Raw genomic sequence first — 21636 nt, forward strand, 5'->3', positions numbered from 1 at the left:
CACTAGATATCACTTTTCATTGTTGTCAATACCCTTAACTTATTGGCATTGACCATGGACCATTTATTTTTTATCAGGGGACAAGAAATAAGGATTGGGTTTATCGAAATAATTTCCGGTATCTAAATCCCATGATTCATGGGTATCGCCTTCACCAAATTCTTTCAATTCTGTATGGGTTGTTAAGATATTTAACGTATTTTTTAAAATATCAATTGATTTCATCGTACTATCAATCAAATGAGCGAATACTTTTTTTGCGCCTTCATCATTTAGTTTTTTATCTAATTCTTCATACAGCTCTTTTCGCATATTTTCAAATTCTAAATCACGCATCATCGCTGCTGTTAAATCATTATTCACATGATGCTCAACTTCATGCTCCTTCATGATTTCTGCTTTTCGCTCATCACTCATAATATATTCAAAAACTGGCGTATCATCATTAGATTCATCATAATAGCGATCATCTTCTCCATGTTCTAAATGAATGAGTTTAGCAAGTATTTCCATATCTGTAATCTGTTTCGCCGCAAGTCGCATCAATATTTTAGAAAACGTTTCATTATGAATCATAAATGCCTGTCGTATATATACCATAGCCTGCGTCAATCCCACATGAGTACCATGTAAGGTTGAATCTAATAGAAAATAGCTTTGTGGATCAGGTCGATCAATTCTCACATCAATCGGCAACTTTTCATTATATAAAAACATATCTATTACCTCCATTCTCTTATAGTATGCACATGATGGGTTGTTCTATATCTTATTTTCTAAATTTTCTTTTTCTCACCATATACATCGAAACTTTTCCTATGATATAATGTAACAGACTTATGGAGGTAGTTTATGAAAGAGATAAAAATCGGGAGTGTTCTTACAAAGGAGATAACTGTTACAGATGATTTATTAGCATGCCATGTTGGCAGTGGCATTGTGAACGTTTATGCCACACCTATGATGATTGCATTAATGGAAAATACCGCTTGTGAATGTTTAAATCCATTTTTAGATGAAGGTGAAACAAGTGTGGGTGTGATGATGAATACGACACATGATGCCGCAACACCTGCAGGTATGAAGGTCAGTGTTACTGCAGAAATAACTGCAGTAGATCGTAAAAAAGTAAGTTTTTCAATTATCGCAAAGGATGAGAAAGATGTAATTGGTAAAGCAAGTCACGATCGTTTTGTGGTTGTAAAAGAAAAATTTGAAACAAAAGCACAATCAAAACTACAATAAGAAAATGAGTCTGTCCATAATTTTGGGCAGGCTCTTATTTTAAGATGAATCAATGTCTTATGATGTAAATCATTCAGAAAGATATCGATCATGGTCCATTGGTTCATGTTTATATACACGTTTATTTTTTGTTCTGCCAAGTAGATAATCTGTGGATACTTGAAAATAATCAGCGATTTTGATCAAAATCTCTAATGGCATTGTATGATCTCCATTTTCATAATATCGTAATACTCTTTCTGAAATATCCAACTCTCGTGCAAGTTTAGCACAACTCATATCTCTATCTTGGCGTAATTCTCTTAACCTATCTAACCTCACACGCTCACCACCTATAAAACCATTATAAAAGAGGCCTTCTATTCAGACTATAAAACGGAATAAAATATTCCGATTTTTATTGTATTTTGAAGTGCATTGCTCTATAATAGTATTAGATTTTGTCAACTATTTATGAAACAAAACAAAAAGATTTAATATCTGCTTCATATCTATATAAAATTCCATCATAAAACACTTATTTTAAGATTAAGCTTGTCCAATACAGAAGAGAGATGAGATTATGAAGCTGAAGTCATCGTTGCTAAACAAAGATAAGATTAATGATGTTGTTTTGTTTTTATTTGACGCAAAGATTGTGAGCATAGAATGTATGGATAAGCATTATCAATTAAGCGTCATCATGAATATTGATGATGAATGGCTTGCGACGTTTTATCTGATAATTGATAAAGAATGTAATATTACATATGCCCAATTGCATCCTGTAAATATTAGAATTGAGATTAAATTAAGGAAATGCATCGATATGTTGAAAAAGTATTTAAAAGAAGAAATTGTTTATTAAAAGAGTATCCCAGCTCAATCGGAATACTCTTTGTTTTTTTTACTTTATACCAAGAATAAAAATCAAATAAAGTTTTTGATAAAACTTCAAAGATTTATAGATTCTGTATACACCATTCATCATCTCAGAATACACAACCTGATATTCTTTTTGTGTTAAATCATGTTGGGAATATCTAGCTTTATCAATGATATCTTTACTTCTGGATGAGATATGCATACCATATGGCATCCATTTTTGATAATATGTATCACAGGCTTTTACTGCTGCTTTATAATTATGCTGTGTCATCGCCTTCATCCATCTGTGATAGCGTATTTTATGAATCAATAAGATCAGGATTGCCAAAACAATCGTACTAAAGCCAAACAAGATCACATTCCAGTTCATATGAATTACTTGTGTTTTTTCCACTTCAGTTTTTTCTTTTACAGGCTCTTCCTGCTTCGTCTGTTCTTTGGGTGTTTCTTGTTTTTGTGTATTCTGTGGCTTATTTTGTTCATTGCCCTCTGTTTTTGGTGTTGTGGTAGAAGTCTGGCTACTAGCAGGTGTTACTTCAACAGGTACCCAGCCTTTGTTTATGTCAAAAATTTCTACCCATGCATGTGCTTCACGATCTGTGATAGCTGCTTCGTTTCCTTCATCAAACTTTGTTTTATCCACATGGAATCCTTCCACATAACGTGCTGGTATTCCCATATAGCGAAGCATCAAAGTCGCAGAACTGGCATAATGTACGCAATATCCCTTTTTATTGGTTCCTAAAAAGTATGTCACAAAATCTTCATCCGTTGGTGTTGCCCCAGGCTTTAATGTATAAGAGGTATTGTGTGATAAATAATCTTTTACATGCTCTACAATTTCATTTACATCATTTCCTTCAAGATTAATATATATACTTTTTTTCTGAAAGAATCGTGTTACATTTGGTGGCACCTGTAAATATTCAGCATTCACAAATGCCACATAATCCATTGGAATATCAATATATGAAGATGCTTCATATGAATTCCAGACATCATATATATAACTATCTTTTTTACCAATTCCATAAGCATCATACTGGTTAGAAAAGCCTGCTGGTAATACTGCTGTATTGTATGGTATTGGGGCATAATCATTAGCTTCCCGTTTATCTTCAATCTTCAATGTATATATTTCATTGCTGTGCATAGATGGGTTAAGTTGATGAATTCTTGTATACCATGTAAAGGTATCCAGCCAATTTAAATTACGTTCATGATAGCTGCTTTCCTCTAACAGCTTCCATGTATTATCTTCATAAACAGAACCACTAAAGGTCTTGATATAATAATCATCCGGCTGTTCACTGTACAGATTCATTTGCAAGGTATCAAAATAGTAACGATCTTTGGCGTTATTCAAATTAACTTCCCCTGTTTTATCACTAAATGCTTTTTGAATCTTCTGGCGATATTTGGTTTCTAAATCCAGTCTTGCCTGTTCAATTGCAGCATTTTTCACGAATTTTGATTGTGGATATACCAATTGAAAACTAAATACAAATAACAGTAATACAATCATCAATCGCACGATAAATGTTTGATTCAGCTGTATCTGTACACCTTTTTTCTGCATCGTGTGATGAAAGAAAAGCAGAATCCAATAGATAAAGATCAGAGCATCAATAATAAAATTCTGGGGTATATGATACATAATCGTAGGTATGAATAATACAAAACTTAATAAGAAATTCAATAAATATCCTTTGTGTTCAAAGATGGTGATACATGATGCAAGAATATAAATGGTAAACACAGATAATATACACCACTGTGTACTCATTTGATAATTGGTATATCTATCTAAATTATATTTCTGAAAATAATAGTTATCATAAGTAGAATAAATCTCTGTCATCTGGTTATATAAATTTTGAAAACCAATGACCAGCGAATCACGGGTAATTACCAGAAACACAATAAACAGTATCAAAAAGGCATAAAATGCTTTCTTATTGCCACTTTTGATGATCCACGACAATAATAGAAATACAACCATCACACCAACAAGTAGAAATATAATATCTATCGTAAATGGAAAAGCAAAGGCATAACATAATAAAATAGAAATGATGCCAAACAGAATCAGCAGCATATCATAAGGTACGTTTTTCTTATTCATAAGCAACCCCCTTATCTTCTATTTTCTGACAATTCACACCATAAATCTGATAAACAACATCTTCCTGCGTATGCCAGTTTCCTTTTTCCTGAGATCTAGGATAAGAAAGAATTTCCTTCATCACCTGTTGCAGCATCAAGGGTGTCATGATTTCCTGAATCGTGGCATGTCGTTTTGCCATATATCCACATTTGATGATTACTCCCTGTTTAAGCATTGTTTTTGCGATAGAATAAAAGGTCTGCAATGTCTGTTCAACAGTATCAATATCGCCTTGTAAATCCAAAATCATCAACATGTGCGCCTGTTGTAAAGACGCAAACTGACGTACCATTGGTTTATCCAGTTTATAACTCATTTTATGATGTAGATATTTTAAAGAATCACCTTCCTGATAATCCCGTATTTCATAACTGTCATTTGACATGAGTCCAGTTTTTTTCCATGTTTCTGTTTCTTTTTCAAGACCATCACTTATCGTTTTCATCAGTGAAGTATCTTCTTTATAAACGGGTAATACATATAGCTTACAGCTTCCCTCACACTTACACTTCTTCTTCCATAAACCCAAAATATCAAATAATGTAACCTGCGTAATGTTTGCACTATAACAACCGCAATATGGTAATGTAATTGCTTTTTTCACTTTTTGTTTTGATGTACATAACAAGCTGTTTGTATATACCTTTTTACTTTCATAGAATATGTTTTCAATTTGATAATCTACTTTCAATATACCAAAAGGTGTATTCTCTGATTGTATTTTCATAATAAATTCACTACGCATATTCTGTGTGATTTCCTGCTTTGTAAATGATAAATCCAGATAAAGACGAGATGAATTATACAACATTAAAAGAAGTGACAAGATTGGCAGACATGTTACAATCACAAACAGATATAAGGTTAAATAACTTTGATAGAAAAAGTAGAATACAAAAGCTGCCAGCCACAGAAACAACCAACGGATTCTGGCAAATGCCAGTCCGTTTTTATTTCGATTTTTTGATTTTCGTTTCATGTAGAATTCCCATCAATACATCTTTGGTTTCTGAAGCACTCGTGCCCATGATCACACGATGTCCAATCACATCAAAGAAAATATCCTGTACATCCTTTGGCACAACATAATCTCGATCATGCAGGTAGGCATTGGCCTTTGATAACTGCATTAAGGAAATACTTGCACGGGGACTGGCACCTTGTAAAATGGAAGTATGATGTCTTGTCGCATCAATCAGCGCAACAATGTAATCTAAAATATCTTCATGCACATAAACCTGTTCTACCTCTTTGCTCATTTGGATGATATCTTCACGACTTGCTGCCGCATGTACCTCCAGCATTGGATCTCTTTCACTTTTTCTTTTTAATATATCCTTTTCATCCGCAAGGCTGGGATATCCAATACTTAAACGTATCATAAAACGATCCAGCTGACTTTCTGGCAACAGCTGTGTTCCCGCAGAACCAAAAGGATTCTGTGTCGCAATGACACAAAAAGGATCTTTCGCCTTTTGTGTATATCCATCTACTGTGATATTGCCTTCTTCCATAACTTCTAATAAGGCGGCCTGTGTTTTAGAGCTGGTACGATTGATTTCATCCGCTAGAAAGATATTACAAAATACTGCTCCAGGATGTAAGCGCAGCTTTCCCGTTTCATGATCAATACTTGTAAATCCCACAACATCACTTGGTAAAACATCCACAGTAAACTGAATTCTTCTTGTTTCCAAAGACATCGCTTTACTGAATGCTACCGCAATGGTTGTCTTGCCAACACCTGGGATATCCTCCAGCAGAATATGCCCTTTGGATAAAATCACCATTAATATTTTCTCTAATACTTCATCTTTTCCCACAACTGCCTTTTTTACTTCCGTTAAAATCTGATTTGCCAGATTCATGCCTTCACACCTCGTTTTCTATTTGATGGATACGACCACACATCCATAAGGACGTAAATGCAACCCTCCATCAATCTTGTCATCATTGCTTAATAACACTTGAATATCTCCATCCAGCTTCACACTTTGCGATGTATTTGAATAATTACAAATAACCTCTACAACATGCCCCTCGTAACTTCTTTGATAAGCTAGTATTTCATCCTGGTACTTCATTCCTTTAAAATCACCATATGTCAATATATCACTATATTCACTATTTTGACGTAGTTGAATCATCGCCTGATAGAACTTAAAAATGCTATGCACATCTTGTCTGTCTTTTTCCACATTGATCATATGATAGTTATCGTTTAACGCAAGCCATGGTGCTGTATCACTAAATCCAGCATATGTTGCATCATTCCACTGCATTGGTGTTCTTGCATTATCTCTGCTTCGCATATTCACAAAATGAAGGGCTTCTTTTTCAGTAAAACCTTCTTCTAATGCTCTGTGATATTGATTGATACTGCTACAGTCATCAAATTCTTCTATACTATGGCGACAAGCATTTTCCATACCGATTTCCTGTCCTTGATAAATGAAAGGCACGCCTCGTAAAAAGAAATACATTGCCCCCAACATCGTTTTACTATAGTAATTACGTTCTTCATCTATCGGTATTAATTTATTTACACTTCTTGGCTGATCATGGTTCTCTAAAAAGCTTGCGACCCATCCTAATGCATTTACTTCCTGCTGGCTTAAAAACAACATATCGCGATATTCTTTTGGTGTCCATGTTTTACGTATAAACCATTCTTCATGATCTCCAATATCAAAATCACAATAATTAAAATCAAACATCATAGAGAAACATCCATCTTTTTCATCAATAAATGGAGCCAATTGTCGATATGGTACACCACATGCTTCCGCTACGCTCATACATTCATGTCGATCAAAGGTATGCTTACGTAATTCCTGAAAGAACACTTCTATACCTTCCTGATTACGGCTATAATCGATACAGCTGCATAATCCATCAGTACCATCTGCTATGCCATCAGGATATGCCTGATTCTTCTTGATAAAATTAATCGCATCTACACGAAAACCGGCAATTCCTTTATCCAGCCACCAATTGATCATATCATAGATTGCCTGGCGCATCTTTGGATTTTCCCAGTTTAAATCCGGTTGTTTCTTCTGAAAGGCATGGAAATAATACATGTTATCTTCATTCGGCACCTTCTCCCATACACTGCCACCAAAGATACTACGCCAGTTTGTTGGCGCATGACCCTCTTTTCCTTCTTTGAATATGTAAAAATCACGATATGGGCTATCTGGATTCTTTATTGCTTCTTGAAACCATGCATGCTCATCACTGGTATGATTAACAACCAAATCCATAATGATCTTGATTCCCATTGCCTTCGCCTTTTGAATTAATTCTTCTACATCTTCCATTGTCCCAAATTGAGGATGAATCGCATAATAATCCGATATATCATAGCCATTATCATCCATGGGAGATGCATATATTGGACATATCCAAAGCATTGTTACACCTAATTCTTTTAAATAATCCAGTTTTTGAATAATCCCTTGAACATCACCAATGCCATCATGATTACTGTCATAAAAGCTCTTAGGATATATTTGATATACGACTTCTTTTTGCCACCATTGTTTCATTTTACTTACCCCTTTTCTTTAGTTTTCTTCATTGTATCATGTTTTCTATATAATATACATTAGAAATATTGCTTTTTTAAAAGCTTACCAAAAAGAAAAAGAACGCATATCCAACGTTCTTTCACTTAATCATTTTCTTGATTTCATCACTGATGATACGATATCCACTAGCATTAGGATGCAATCCATCATATGCGTATGCATGCTTTAGATTACCATTTTCATCACTTAATAAAGGATTGATATTGAGAAATGTAATATCGTGCTTCTTTGCCAACGCTTCTAAAAGTTCATTGGTTTTCTGTACACTTTCATTGCCATTCCCTTTCATCATTAATTTCTCATAAAATGAATCACGATCCTGTTCATTGATTGGATAAATCGCCTGTAAGATCAATCGTGTTTCCGGACTTTTTTCTTTCATCATCACAATCATTTCTTCTATATGATGAGCGATTTCTTCTGGTTTGATGCCATCAAATATATCATTGATGCCCATCAGCATAATGAGATGTTTTGCATGTAAGGGTATAATTTCTTTTTCTAATCGAGCAAGCATGCTTGCTGTTTTTTCTGAGCTAATGCCACGATTCAGAACTGGTGTTTTTGTTTCTATCACATAATCGGAATAGAAATCTTCTAATGGATATAGTTCCGTAATAGAATCTCCAAAGAATACAGTCGCATGCCTTGGGGATGTGCTTGTCAATGTATTGTAGTTTTTTACCTTCGTTTGTATCTGTTCACTTCCCATATGCATCACTGCCTGAAATGTTACATAAGCCAACGTCATAAATATTACGGTGGGAATCAGGATACTAATTACGACGATACGTATAGTTTTTTTATGCTTCATGATTTCTTAGATATTGGTATACAGCACCAATCAAATTAGCGTCTGCTTGATGACACATTTGTTTTACCTGAATAGGAGGTAACGCAAATGGTATTTTTTCTAGTAATCCATCAACCGCCTGTTGGATCAATGATATAAACGCTGGCTGTGCAGATATCCCTCCACCGATATAGAAGATATCCGGATCAAAACAGCATTGGAAGTTGAATAATTGTAGCGCAAGCGTACGACTATATGCCAGCATTTCTGCTTTCACTACTTCATTTCCTTCCCTTAATAATTGGAAAGCTTTTTCTCCTTCGATATGTTCTAAATGTAGTTTTTCTGCGATTCTATCCATAAGATTTGGTATACTAAATCGATTTCCCAGTGTTGCTTGTAGGCCTTGCGTTGCGATATCCCCCTGTATGATACAGGATAATTCCATTGCCATAAAATGACTGCCATCATATAGTTGTCCTTGTTGAATTAAGGCACCGCCAACACCTGTGCCAAATACTAAGACAACCGCATTTTCATTTATCTGATTCCCTTTCCATATTTGCGCAAGGGCTGCACACTTGGCATCATTTTGTATGGATACAGGAAGTTTCATATGGGCTTCCATATCTTTCACAAAGTGACAGTTATCATGATATCGAAGAGAACCGCCGACAGATATATATCCTTGTTTTGCGTCAATGAAGCCCGGAAGGGAGAAGGCTAATCCTTCTACCGCTCCCAGTTTGTTGATGATTTCTTCCACTACATCATAGAAAGCTTCTCTACTTTGTGGTGTTTTTATTTTTCCTTTATGTGACAGGTTGCCCTGTTCATCGCTACATGCATATTTGATGTATGTTCCTCCTACATCAAAAACTGCAATTTTCATAATCTGATATCCTTTCTATTAATCTCCACCTAGTTTTGTATGAAGTTCTTCTGTACCATCTTTCATCATACGAATCCCTTCATATAGGGTAGACATTCCTTCTTTTAATCCATTGTTTCCATCTTTGACAGCTTTTCCTGCATTTACCAGACCACTCTTTAGTTCAATTAATTTATCCACACCCGTTTTTAAAACATGGATGCCTTCCATCATTGGCGTACTGGAAGCATCTAAGGCATTGGCACCATCTTTTAATGCTTTTGCGCCGGTTTGTAAGGTTTCATTATTCTCAGTTAATGCGCCAGCACCATGAATCAAAGCACTAGTCCCTGATTTTAAATCTGTGCTGCCTTTGGATAATGTTGTCGTACCTGATTTTATTGCGATCGAACCTTGATATAATGCCTGTGCTCCTTCATGGACACTATTCACGCCGGATACATAGGTTGTAATGCCTGTTTTTAAATCATTTTGAATCAGATCGATCATTTGATCCAATCCAGTTTGAATGGCTTGTACGCCCTGTGGTAATACGGAAAACATCTGAATACCTTCATTTAGTGTTTGATAATTGGTATTTAACTTATTGGCACCATCCGCAAGCGTTGAGGATAATAGTTTCATTTGATCAACACCCTTCGATGCTTCATCAAGAGCGGCATCTGTGGCAAGATAGGCACCTGATACAAATTTTAATGCGTTCATGGTATCATCAGGTTTTAATGCCAATGCCAGTTTTAATTGTGCTGGCGTTGCATTTAATAAAACTTCTACTGCACTTTTGATATCCTCATTACTATAGAATGTTGTATTTAACGTTTGTAGCTGTTCTTGTAAAACCCCGACACTTTGATCAAGACCAGTCGTTCCCTGACTTAACATATCCACAGCCTGCAAGACACCATGAGAACCATCTGTTAATAACTGGATTTGTTCCTCATTTGGTACGGCAGTTAAACCATCTTTGATTTGATTCAGACCATCACTTAACATATCTGGTGCCTCTACCAATAATGAAGAGTTTTCATTTAACTGATTGGTACCATCCGCAAGCTGTTTTGAGCCATCGACCATTTGATTCATGCTTTGATCTAATGTTTGCGCACCACTTGATAATGCACCAGCACCATCATCCAGTTGCTTTGCGCCATCTGCTAATGCGGATACCCCATTGGTATAGCCATTGACACCTTCATATAAGACATTGGTACCATCAGAAAGTGCTTTAACACCAGCTGTATATTGCCCAGCACCTTCTTCTAATACTTGAACACCTTCACCAACCTTGCTAATCCCATCTGTATATTGTACAAGTCCTGTGTATAATCCAGAACTGATTTTTTCTACACCAGTACTGCCAGCTACCAGTTTATCTGCACCTTCATGCAAGGTGATCGCACCACTTTTTAATTGTCCTGTTCCTTCATGTACCGCAGAAAGTACTGTATTGCCTCCTGTAATGGCACAACCAGCCAAGATGACAGCCGCACCACCAGCCGCCACTACCTTTTTCTTCCTATTGAATTTCATGTTTAAATTTCTCCTTTTTCTTTCTTTTCTTATGTTAAATCTTCACCATTAGATGAGATGACTTTTTGATACCATGCGAAAGAATCTTTCTTCTTTCGTTGATTGGTGCCATTCCCAGCATCATCTCGATCTACATAGATCATGCCATATCGTTTTTTCATTTCTCCGGTACCAGCGGAAACGATATCAATACAGCCCCATGCTGTATATCCCAATAAATCGATATGTTCATGTTCTACAACTTCTTTCATTGCCTGTATGTGAGAACGTAAATATGCGATACGATAATCATCATGAATCTTTCCATCTTCACTGATTTCATCCGCATATCCAAGACCATTTTCCACAATAAACAATGGTTTTTCATAACGTTCATAAAGTGTACGCATGAGATATTTTAATCCATCCGGATCAATCTGCCAGCCCCATGCACTCGCTTCTAAATAAGGATTTTTCAATCCTTTCACGATGTTACCATCGCATAATTCCCCTTCCATATGATGTGCCACCACATTGGATGAATAATAAGAGAACCCAATATAATCTACACAGCCTTCCTTTAATATCTGTGTATCGTTTTCTTCCATTTGAATATCTATTCCATAACTGTGGAAATAGGATGGATATGCGCCTCTTACCTGAACATCACAAAAGAATAATGTGCCATCTCGTAAGTATTGCTGGGCTGCCTCTACATCTAATGGATGCGATGTTTTGGGATAGCCTACGGTTGTCATGACCATACATCCAACTTTATTATCTGAATCTATGTCATGTGCCGCTTTGACTGCCAGCGCACTTGCGATAAATTGATGATGTAAAGCCTGATAACTTACTTGTTTTTTATCTTCTTTTTCTGAAATGATCACCCCTGCAATGGCAGGAACGTGGATTGTGGAATTTATTTCATTAAAGGTCATCCAGTATCTTACTTTTCCACGATATCTTTGAAATAATGTTTTGGCATATTTCACATAGAAATCAATCAATTTTCTATTTCTCCATCCACCATACGCTTTTACTAGATGTAATGGCATTTCATAATGTGATATTGTGATTATTGGCTCTATATGATAACGTTTTAATTCATCAAATAATCGATCATAAAATGCAAGTCCTTCTTCATTTGGTTCTTCTTCATCTCCATTTGGAAAGATACGGCTCCATGCAATCGATGTACGAAAACAACGAAATCCCATTTCCGCAAACATTGCGATATCTTCCTTATAATGATGATAAAAGTCGATTGCCTCATGATTGGGATAATAAGCATCACTTTCTAAATTTAGCGTAAAACGGCGTGGATGATTTTTATCTCCAGCAGTAACGATATCCATGATAGATAAACCTTTTCCACCTTCTAAATAAGCACCTTCACACTGGTTGGCCGCAACAGCACCACCCCATAAAAAATCCTTTTTTAACATGTCTATTTCCTTTCTATATCCTCCATAAATGCACAGCTGTTTTCAAATACCTCCATTGCTTCTTTGGGATATTTAACATAATCAAATTGAAATTCATGTGGCATATCCTCATAGAAGTCAGATTTCACATACACCTGCATGTCAGATAGTTTTTCTGCCAGCTTTTTTCCCTGCCATAAGAATGAATATTTTCTTCCATCACATAGATATGTAGCAGGAAATTTTTGATTAACCTGATGATAAGGGGAAGCCAGATATTTTTCTTCATGTTTTGCCCAGCTTTTTTTACCAAGATAAGCCCAGCCAAGGTAATGAAACATCTTCACAAAGTCTTTTAGTTTTGGATTTGTTAAATCTTCTGCGAAATCATATGGCCCACAATATAGTAATAAGCCATTGATATCAAACAAGGATTGTAGCTGTACATGGCTTTTTTCACATAGTAAGGCATCATATTTCATACAGGTATATTCTGCGACCATATTCGCTCCAGCGGAATCTCCTCCAAGATATAGATGAGATGGCATAGGTAGTCCTTCTTTTGATAATAATTGCGGTAATGCCTTTAGAAATTCATCAATTTGAAGGATCTGATCAGGAAAATGATGCGCAGGTGCAAGTGCATAATTGATGGCGTAAAAGATCGTTCCTTGTTTTGCCATCATTGGCCCAAAATTCTTTGTGCCACGACTATCCCCTGCGATAAATGCTCCACCATGCACCCATACCAGTATTCGTTTCGCTGGTGTTTTTGGATCATAATATACATCATATGTTGCACTTGGATAAGAGGAAGGATATGGCAGCCCTTTTTTTATCGTCAGATGTTCCTCGATTTGTTTTTGATCACTTCTACCTTTTTCTCTAGGTTCTTCTTTTTTATGACGCAACAGCAAGACAAACGGCCATGGTGTCATACATACAAACCATAAAATGGCAATGATCAATGCGCCGATACATAGCCAGATCATAGAAGTTTCTCCAATTGTTGATATATTTTATTCGCCATTTTCTTACCTCCATATGCATTAGGGTGTAGATGATCTCCGATATGGACATCATCAAATAACACATGATTTGTATCACATAAGATATCATCGAATGCCACAAAGCCATCCGGCAATGTACTTTGTTTCATCCATTCATTTAACGCTAATCGCATCATTTCTTTTTCTGTGCTGGCACCATCCGATGCTAAAAATGAAGTAATGCCTACTACCAATAGATCACATTCAGAATCTTTGATTTGTTGCCATATATTGGTATACGCTTGTTGCATTTCTTCCAATGTTGGTAGTTCTAATAATTCTGCGCAAAAGGTTCCCGGTTGGTATAAATCATTGATACCAATTGCACAAATGATCGCTTTCATATGATTATGTGTATCTAAAATCTCTTGTTTTAATCGTTTAATGCCAGGTTTTCCAAAGCATTGCTTGGTGATGGGAATATGTTGAAATATTTTTGGTTCTTCTATCTTTTGTTGAGCAGTTGTGCCTTCTAAGATATAGGCATGGGATGCATCCATTTGGATATGTTGTAAATCCTTCAACAACCGATTTCCACTGATTCCCTGATTGATCAATACATAACCTTTTTCCTTTAACATTTCTTTTAACACATTTGTCCATTGCGCCATTTCTACGATAGAATCCCCAAATGCACAGATACATCCTTTGATATCTTTGGATATGATATCTATACCATGAAACAAATAGATCACTACCCCATCTGTTTGGATATCTTGATCATTTGAAACATCGATTCCCGAGGTACAGGCTTGTTGTGTGATGATATCATAGTCTAATATCAAGGTATCCTTTGCCATACAATGGATATCCACAGGATCACTGAGGATTGTTTCATCCTGATGTAAGATATAGGTAGATGCTTTTTGAAAAGTGATTGGGAATTCCTGATCATGATAGGTTAGTGTCACATTGGTGATTTCTACATCCTGTGTATCATAGAAATTAGAAAAGCGAAAGCGAATAGCGGATGCTTCTGGTAAACGATGAATATTTACACATTGATGTGTTGGCTGTTGTTGATTTATCAGACCACAGCCTCTTTGCGCATGACTCCACCATGTAACCCATGGATCAGTTTTCATTATCCTCACCTTCATCTAATGCTTTTTGTGCCTGCTGTTCCAGCTCATATTCACGAAGATCCGCAACCTTTAAGAATGGATACCAGATCAAAATAGAAATAGCGAAACAGATAATCATAATAATCGTGAAGTTGATACCGCCTAGAAGTGGCATTTTAATAAAGGTTGGTGTTGTCCATGGCATCAATGACATATATGGATTCATTGTGATGGGAAGAATGGTAGATGCCAGTCCCCATGTCACAAAACCTGCGATCAATTGAGGGAATACCTGAGGAATAAAGAAGATCGGATTCATAATGATCGGCATACCAAACATGATCGGTTCCGTAATATTGAATAAAGATGGAATAAAGGATAACTTCGCAATTTGTTTATACTTCTGTGATTTTGATTTAAACATCATTCCAACAATGATTCCCATAAATCCAGCTGATGTCATTCCTGCATATACAACCGCCGGCATCAGATAAGGTAATGGTTCGCCATTTTGAAATGCCGTAATATTACCCGCTAACATGGTCAAAGATATAGCACCTAAAGGTCCCTGTAAAACCGCATTGTGAATACCAAAGAACCATAACAATCCCATGAAAGAGATAATCAAAATAATCGTTAAAGGATTGGCAACCACAGAATTTAATGGTGCATTGATTACCTGAATAAAGAAGTTAATGATATCCCCTGCGGAAGTATAGGAGAATGCTACGCGTACAATGAATGCCAAAACGAAGATGATCGTTACAACAAATACTGGAGATAATGATTGTGATACCATGGCAGGTACACTTGGTGGAAGTTTAAAAGACAGGTTTTTACTTGATAAATATGCATATAATCTTGTGATGACTAAGGCAATGATCATACCAATAAATAACCCCTGTCCACCCAGATAATCTAATTTCAATGCATTGATTACTGTTTCTTTTCCTGCCGCATCCATTGTGGTAATGGTTTGTGGCATAATCATAATGAAGAACGCTAAAGAGATCAATGCGGAATTTCGTTCATTGACTTCAATACGTTTCGCATAAGCCATGGATAAGGAATAAATTACATACAGTGTCAACACGCCTGTGGCACCATTGGTAATGGCAGATACATGCTGCATCAAGCCTATTTCGGTTAACCATTTGGTCCATGCTGGAATCGGAAAGTTTCCGATAATGGTAATAAATGCGATACCTAGTGTGATGGGAGAGCATCGGATAAAGCCTTCCATCAATGCGCCCAAAATTTTGTTTTGTGTTAATTTTTCTGCTAGTGGCATTAACTTGTCATTTAGCAATTGTTCAAAACGTTTCATACAAACATCCTTTCTCTTTTTCAATTCGTAACCTTGGCCAAAGGTTGTAACCGCTTTACTTTGTTACAATGCTATTATATAATGATTTACACAACGGTTTTATCATAATTTTAATATTTATGTTAAATTATTAACACAGGAGGAATTTATGAATCAATCTGAACTTATTCATGCTATTGACACCTTATATCATCGTACCTATGTTCCCATCACCTTATTAGATGATGAAGCAGGCAGTCTTGTCTTTCCCAGATATGCGCCAATCATGTCCTTAAAAGAAAAATTTGAATATTTATTTGTTGATGATGAATTCCCTTTACATATCGTCAACACCTATGAAATGCTGGGTGCTTCCTTTTTATATACCAGTGATCAAAAACGTTATCGTATTTTGATTGGTCCCTGTGCATTGTTAAATACATCCATTACATCTAAATTTTCCTATGATATCAAAGCGTATATCTCCAGTGAAACATTAGAAAGCTTTAAAGATTATTGTGTCATGTTTTATGACTTGATCATGCAGTGCTCTTTAGATGCACATCAGATTCCAATCAAATATCTTCATAAAGAAAAGCTGGAAAAACTGCCTGAGGAAACCTTTGAAGAAAACCTGTATGAGCGAAGAAGTCATGATGCTACCAGTGATTCTTATCAATTTGAACTACGGTTTTTAGAATATGTAAAAAAAGGGCAAAAAGAAAAAATAGACTGGATCTTTTCTAAAATCAATAAAACGTATGAAGTCCATCTAGCAGATGATTTTTTTGAAAGTACCAAATTAAAGTTTGTGACCATTGTGACATTATTGACCAGACAGGCGATTGCCTGTGGTGTTCCTTTAGACAGCGCTTTTAGTTTATCGGATGCTTTGATTCAGGGATTAAAGAATATTCATACGGTACCAGAATGTATCCGTTATATGAAATATGCCAGTTATCAATTTTGTGATTTGATTCAATCACAGGCAAAACAGTGCTCTACCCTGATCAATCAATGTCTGCGATATATCGATGCCCATTTATATGAAAAGATCACATTAGAAGATTTAAGTTGTACAACAGGTAAATCTGCCGTATATATTTCCTCACGTTTTAAAAAAGAAGTTGGAGAATCATTAAGTGATTATGTATTAAAAAAGAAAATAGAAGAAGCCAAACAACTATTGTTGTTTACGGATTATAGTTTTCAGGAAATCAGCTCTTTATTAAACTTTACCAGTCAAAGCCATTTCACCCAGCGTTTTAAACAGATCTGTGGACAAACACCAAAAGGATTCCGCGATAAGAACTTCCAATATTAATAATCTGATACAAAGATAAAATTCATGATAACAAAGTTTCTTTGTTTTTCTTATATTATAGGAAAAAAGGAGGCTCTTATGAAAAAGAAATTATGGACAATCACAAAGCTTCTGATTGTCATCATCATCTTATTCATGGCAGGGTGTTTGATCATGATACAGTTTACCTGTGTTCCTGTCACAAAACTTACAAGAATGGGATTTTCTGGTGGTAAAGAAGGTGTGCAATATACCCATCATCCAGAATATGAACAACGCATACAAACGATAGAAGAAAAACTAGATGTATCCTATGCTTCTGCATATGATTTACATACTTATGATATCTACTATCCAAAAGAAAAAGGCAGCTATCCATTGCTGTTATGGGTACATGGAGGAGCATTTGTTGGTGGGGATAAAGCTGATACTCGTACGTATATGGAAATGGTTGCATCCTATGGATATACTGTTATTTCTATGAATTATGCCTTAGCGCCTGAACAAAAATATCCAACCCCTGTTTATCAAATGATGGAATTATTAGAAGATATTCAAACAAAAGATTACCCTATAGATTTTCAAAACATCTTTATCGGTGGAGATTCGGCTGGTGCACATATTGCAGGAGAGTTTACCACATTACAAATAAATCCTCAATATCAAGAGTTCACTGGAATCAAGGCTTGTTTAAAGCCACAACAGATCAAAGGTTTTCTATCCTTCTGTGGATTATTAGATATCAAAGCATACGATGATACAGACAGCTGGCTTTCAAATTTCTTATTTGATCAAAGTGCCTGGGCGTATTTTGATGATAAACACTGGGAAACATCCTCAAATATGAAACAAGCCGACTTTATGCCATGGATCACATCATCCTTTCCACCGACCTTATTAACAGATGGAAATACCAATTCCTTTATGAAACAGGCAGAAGCTATGGATAAATGTTTAAAAGATCTCCATGTTTCATCAAAATTATTGACCTATGACAACGATCTTCCACATGAATATCAGTTTCAATTAGAACGAACACAGGCTATAGAAACCTTTCAAGAAGTCATATCTTTCTTAAACAAACAAGCTATGTAAAGAAGCGTCTATTTGACGCTTCCTTTTATTTATTACCAGTTGCAGTTGTTGTTGATGCTTCTCATACAGCGAACAAACTGACGAGCGCAACGGTTTTCTCTGCCTCTACGACGTGCTACCTGATTGATAATACGCTGTGCTTCTTCAAATGCACGATCATCATATCCTGAATCGCCACATCCGTTGTTGCATCCACAGTTGCAGTTACAATTACAGTTACAGCTGCATCCTTTGTGACCGCGATCAAATCCGCGTCCTTCAAAACCTCTGTTGTCAAAATCGTTATACTCCAATCCTTCATTGTTTAAATATACATGATTACACATAAGTTATCCCTCATCTTTCTAAGATACGCTGTTGTCGTATCTCAATAATAAGGTATGTAGAAAATCAAAGCCCATCTGGACGTTTTTTCTATATTACATAAAAAAAGATCTTTTTTAATTAGATCTTTTCTTTCATTAACATCAATTTCCGTGCTGCGCCAATCATTCCGGCTTCATTCTTCAATTTACAAGCTAAGATTTTTGGCATTTCCACAAGACTTAATACATGATAGTCTTGTATGATTTCTTCATAAGCAGAAATGATTCCATGCATTGCTTCTTCATTTGCACTGATGCCTCCACCTATCAAAATAGCATCTGGTGCTATAATGACAGCAGTATTGATTAACAACAACGCTACATCATGATAAAATTGTTCAATACACGCTATTGCATCCTGATCATTTTCATGCGCACGACGATAAATTTCTTTCGCATCCAATACACGCTCTTTCACACGATAGCTGTAATTACGGCATAATCCTGCCACCACTGCTGCACTGTAAGAAAAAGACTGTTCATTATAATTACCTTTTTCCTTTCCACATAACGCAATCCCAAATTCACCTGCCATACCACCAAGGCCACGTACAAGCTTTCCATCCATATAGATTGCTCCGCCAACAGCTGTTCCAAGTGTTAAACATACAAAATTATCTAAATCTTTTGCTTCGCCTATCCATTTTTCCGCAATTGATGCTGATTTACTATCGTTTTCAATCACAACAGGTAATTTTAAATATGCTTCCATTTCCTGTTTCATATTGTGTTTTAAAAAGCATTTGATTGCCCCACTCGTTTGCATAAAGCCATCATCTTTCGCAATGCCTGGCATACTAATGCCTACACCTTCCATCGTATATTCCTGATGTTGTTTGATAAAATCCCCAATCTGTTTCATCAAATCAGAACGTGTTGATTGGGTTGCTTCATTTTCCTGTACACAAACATGCCCTGTTTCATCGATGATCCCCATCTTGATTCTGGTGCCACCGATATCAATTCCTGCATAATATTTCATTTCTTAATTTCCTCCTTTAACTGAAACTTTTGAAATGGGCACATGGCATCTAACAATATCATTTCATCCTCCACAATATGTCCCACAACATTTATTTTAGAATCTGCTAAACGATCACATAAAGCAATCTGTAATTCAGCTTTATATTGGCCATAAGCTTCATTTAGTATCAAAATGTCACCTTTATGAATATCCCTTGTCACAGCATGCGCCGGTAAACTGTATGTATGATATTTTGCTCGGTTTTTACTTGATCTGATTACATATGCAGAAGCATCTCCACGATATTCATATACACCCTGAAATAACAATTCTTTTTCTAATGGTGTTGTTTCCTCATGCAGATGAATATGAAGTTCATCTATTGATGTATCAAACACCTGTTTCACTTCACCTAGTTCTTCTTTTAATGCAAACGCATTTCCTATGATAATATCATCCACAGCATTTAACATCTTCATGTGTTGTGCCTGTACACGTAATGGTAAATCACGATGACACTCTAACGTACATAAGCCTTCAGATATTGGCCATGGAGATATAGAAGCGTGCTTTGAAGTGATAAACGCTGCGCTATGTATATGATGACGATGAAACATCTCACTACATGTTTGAAATGTGGATAAAGAAAGAGCGGTAAAACGCTGTGGATAAAAATTATGAGAACCACACAGATGCTCTGTATCTGGTTGATGATCCAGAATACGTTGCAGATAATGTGTATGATTACTCATGTTTACCTCAATCATGATACCATATGGATTATGACTCATCATGGCTTCTGTATAACCATCATATCCTTTATCCAAACGTAATACATCAATTCCCATAGCATGAAAATATGATAAATCATCTTCCTTACATTTCAAATATGTAAATACCATAGGATGAATATCCAAAGTTACAGAAAACCCCATATCATGTGCAAGTTTCGCACTTTCTTTGATACGTTGAATGGAACGCATGGGATTATTTACATCAATTTGTAGAAAACTCATGAATACTCTTTCATATCCGATGTCTTTTGCCATCTTCAGATATGCCTGATCTTCAATTAACTCGGTTTTATCAGGATACAATGCTATGCCTAATTTTCTCATAAAACATCCTCGCTTTCTTTCTATATACAGTATAAAAAAGAAAGCGTTTTTACTTTATCATAATTTTAATCTTTATGTTAAGAAATTAAGAAAAAATGATATCTACAGAAGCTTTCGCACTCTTATAGATATCATATTTTTTACATCATAACTTTATCAATCAGCGTTTCTTCACGTTTACAATTGATCTCATCTTCTGATAAGCCACAGCGTACATAACTGATTTCGTTTTTCTTTGGACATGGCATTGGCTGAATCATAAAGGAACATAATGCACAATATCCGTTGGACTCATTACGTCGAATACATTCGTATTCACATTTCTTAATACAGTTTTCATCAATCCATTTCGCTAATGACAATAAAGACTGGCTGGCAAGCTGTTGTGCTGTTTCTGCCTTGATCCCACAATCCATCAAATAACGAAACATAATATCCCCATACGCTGTACAATAAGCGATAATAAAGAAGTTTTCTCCATTGTTTTTCTGAATATGCTTTGGCCATAAGGAAACATTGATATGTGCATTTACATAACGTGCTTCCTCCACATGTCCTCTAGGATTCTTTAAACTTGTTTCTTCCTGTTCCCGGCATGTTTCAATGAATTCGCTCATTGTTTTCAACAACTGGAATTTGAAAGTAGGGAAATCAATGGTTGTCTGAAATTCTTCTTCCATTTTTGGGAAGGCATTGGCACACATGATCAATGCGGCATCTACTGTTTCTGCGACAAAAACAGATAATCTTGTCACAGGAGGTTTTAAAAACATTAATAATTCATTTGCATTTACATATTTCATAATATCACCATGTTTTATTTTACACTATTTTCATCGATAATGATACAAAAAGAAACAGCAATCACTGTTCCTTTTT

Annotated in this window: 21 protein-coding genes; 4 read left to right on the top strand and 17 right to left on the bottom strand. The window is 35.8% G+C overall.

The genetic code is table 11. The features are described from left to right. Positions 1–63: 63 nt before the first annotated feature. The gene (locus DW114_RS19010; RefSeq protein ID WP_117455646.1) at positions 64–717 is read right to left on the bottom strand and encodes a manganese catalase family protein; all 654 of its coding nucleotides are present in this window, start codon (positions 715–717) and stop codon (positions 64–66) included. 135 nt (positions 718–852) lie between these two features. Here DW114_RS19010 and DW114_RS19015 point away from each other — a divergent pair, with 135 nt between their 5' ends. Next, positions 853–1245, top strand: coding sequence for a thioesterase family protein (locus DW114_RS19015; RefSeq protein ID WP_117455648.1), 393 nt, complete (start codon positions 853–855; stop codon positions 1243–1245). A gap of 69 nt (positions 1246–1314) precedes the next feature. Here the strand turns inward: DW114_RS19015 and DW114_RS19020 are convergent, their stop codons facing one another. Next, complete coding sequence (locus DW114_RS19020) at positions 1315–1566, bottom strand: helix-turn-helix domain-containing protein (RefSeq protein WP_117455650.1); 252 nt, start codon at positions 1564–1566, stop codon at positions 1315–1317. Between the two features lie 241 nt (positions 1567–1807). Between DW114_RS19020 and DW114_RS19025 the strand changes: the two genes are divergently transcribed. Next, the gene (locus DW114_RS19025) at positions 1808–2092 is read left to right on the top strand and encodes a hypothetical protein (RefSeq protein ID WP_117455652.1); all 285 of its coding nucleotides are present in this window, start codon (positions 1808–1810) and stop codon (positions 2090–2092) included. A 39-nt stretch (positions 2093–2131) separates the two neighbouring features. On the opposite strand, the gene DW114_RS19030 is transcribed toward DW114_RS19025, so the two are convergent. From DW114_RS19030 to DW114_RS19080, 11 genes are all read right to left on the bottom strand, one after another. After that, positions 2132–4237 (bottom strand): transglutaminase-like domain-containing protein, encoded by a 2106-nt coding sequence (locus DW114_RS19030; protein WP_117455654.1) that lies wholly within the window; start codon positions 4235–4237, stop codon positions 2132–2134. Continuing rightward, positions 4230–5258, bottom strand: a complete 1029-nt coding sequence (locus DW114_RS19035; RefSeq protein WP_117455656.1) for a DUF58 domain-containing protein — start codon at positions 5256–5258, stop codon at positions 4230–4232. The genes DW114_RS19030 and DW114_RS19035 overlap by 8 nt, the downstream gene beginning before the upstream one ends. Beyond that, entirely contained in the window at positions 5230–6147 is a 918-nt protein-coding gene (locus DW114_RS19040) for an AAA family ATPase (RefSeq protein WP_117455658.1), read from the bottom strand. Before DW114_RS19040 ends, DW114_RS19035 begins: the two co-directional genes overlap by 29 nt. A gap of 18 nt (positions 6148–6165) precedes the next feature. Further along, entirely contained in the window at positions 6166–7830 is a 1665-nt protein-coding gene (locus tag DW114_RS19045) for an alpha-glucosidase (protein WP_117455660.1), read from the bottom strand. Between the two features lie 121 nt (positions 7831–7951). Beyond that, entirely contained in the window at positions 7952–8686 is a 735-nt protein-coding gene (locus tag DW114_RS19050) for an SGNH/GDSL hydrolase family protein (RefSeq protein WP_117455662.1), read from the bottom strand. Next, positions 8676–9557: an ROK family protein gene (locus DW114_RS19055; protein ID WP_117455664.1), complete on the bottom strand. Its 882-nt coding sequence runs from the start codon at positions 9555–9557 to the stop codon at positions 8676–8678. Before DW114_RS19055 ends, DW114_RS19050 begins: the two co-directional genes overlap by 11 nt. Positions 9558–9575: 18 nt before the next feature. Continuing rightward, positions 9576–11087 (bottom strand): hypothetical protein, encoded by a 1512-nt coding sequence (locus DW114_RS19060; protein WP_117455666.1) that lies wholly within the window; start codon positions 11085–11087, stop codon positions 9576–9578. 29 nt (positions 11088–11116) lie between these two features. Further along, positions 11117–12514, bottom strand: a complete 1398-nt coding sequence (locus DW114_RS19065) for a 6-phospho-beta-glucosidase (protein ID WP_117455668.1) — start codon at positions 12512–12514, stop codon at positions 11117–11119. A gap of 2 nt (positions 12515–12516) precedes the next feature. Further along, positions 12517–13485 (bottom strand): alpha/beta hydrolase, encoded by a 969-nt coding sequence (locus DW114_RS19070; protein ID WP_207732831.1) that lies wholly within the window; start codon positions 13483–13485, stop codon positions 12517–12519. Beyond that, a complete protein-coding gene (locus tag DW114_RS19075) occupies positions 13482–14627 on the bottom strand; it encodes a GDSL-type esterase/lipase family protein (protein WP_158552356.1) in 1146 nt (381 codons plus the stop codon). The genes DW114_RS19070 and DW114_RS19075 overlap by 4 nt, the downstream gene beginning before the upstream one ends. Further along, a complete protein-coding gene (locus DW114_RS19080; protein WP_117455673.1) occupies positions 14617–15933 on the bottom strand; it encodes a PTS sugar transporter subunit IIC in 1317 nt (438 codons plus the stop codon). Before DW114_RS19080 ends, DW114_RS19075 begins: the two co-directional genes overlap by 11 nt. Before the next feature lie 148 nt (positions 15934–16081). On the opposite strand from DW114_RS19080, the gene DW114_RS19085 reads away from it, so the two are divergent. Then, positions 16082–17236 carry an AraC family transcriptional regulator gene (locus DW114_RS19085; RefSeq protein WP_117455674.1) on the top strand — a complete coding sequence of 385 codons (1155 nt, stop codon included), beginning with the start codon at positions 16082–16084 and terminating at the stop codon, positions 17234–17236. A 78-nt stretch (positions 17237–17314) separates the two neighbouring features. Then, positions 17315–18310, top strand: a complete 996-nt coding sequence (locus DW114_RS19090) for an alpha/beta hydrolase (RefSeq protein ID WP_158552357.1) — start codon at positions 17315–17317, stop codon at positions 18308–18310. Between the two features lie 32 nt (positions 18311–18342). Here the strand turns inward: DW114_RS19090 and DW114_RS19095 are convergent, their stop codons facing one another. From DW114_RS19095 to DW114_RS19110, 4 genes are all read right to left on the bottom strand, one after another. After that, positions 18343–18636 (bottom strand): hypothetical protein, encoded by a 294-nt coding sequence (locus tag DW114_RS19095; protein WP_117455678.1) that lies wholly within the window; start codon positions 18634–18636, stop codon positions 18343–18345. 118 nt (positions 18637–18754) lie between these two features. After that, the gene (locus DW114_RS19100) at positions 18755–19657 is read right to left on the bottom strand and encodes an ROK family protein (RefSeq protein WP_117455680.1); all 903 of its coding nucleotides are present in this window, start codon (positions 19655–19657) and stop codon (positions 18755–18757) included. Continuing rightward, the gene (locus DW114_RS19105) at positions 19654–20757 is read right to left on the bottom strand and encodes a DUF871 domain-containing protein (RefSeq protein ID WP_117455683.1); all 1104 of its coding nucleotides are present in this window, start codon (positions 20755–20757) and stop codon (positions 19654–19656) included. The genes DW114_RS19100 and DW114_RS19105 overlap by 4 nt, the downstream gene beginning before the upstream one ends. Before the next feature lie 140 nt (positions 20758–20897). Beyond that, positions 20898–21560: a hypothetical protein gene (locus DW114_RS19110; RefSeq protein ID WP_117455685.1), complete on the bottom strand. Its 663-nt coding sequence runs from the start codon at positions 21558–21560 to the stop codon at positions 20898–20900. Positions 21561–21636: the final 76 nt, after the last annotated feature.

Origin of the sequence: Absiella sp. AM09-50, from assembly GCF_003433845.1 — a bacterium.
Classification (GTDB): Bacteria; Bacillota_I; Bacilli_A; order Erysipelotrichales; family Erysipelotrichaceae; genus Hoskinsella; species Hoskinsella hominis.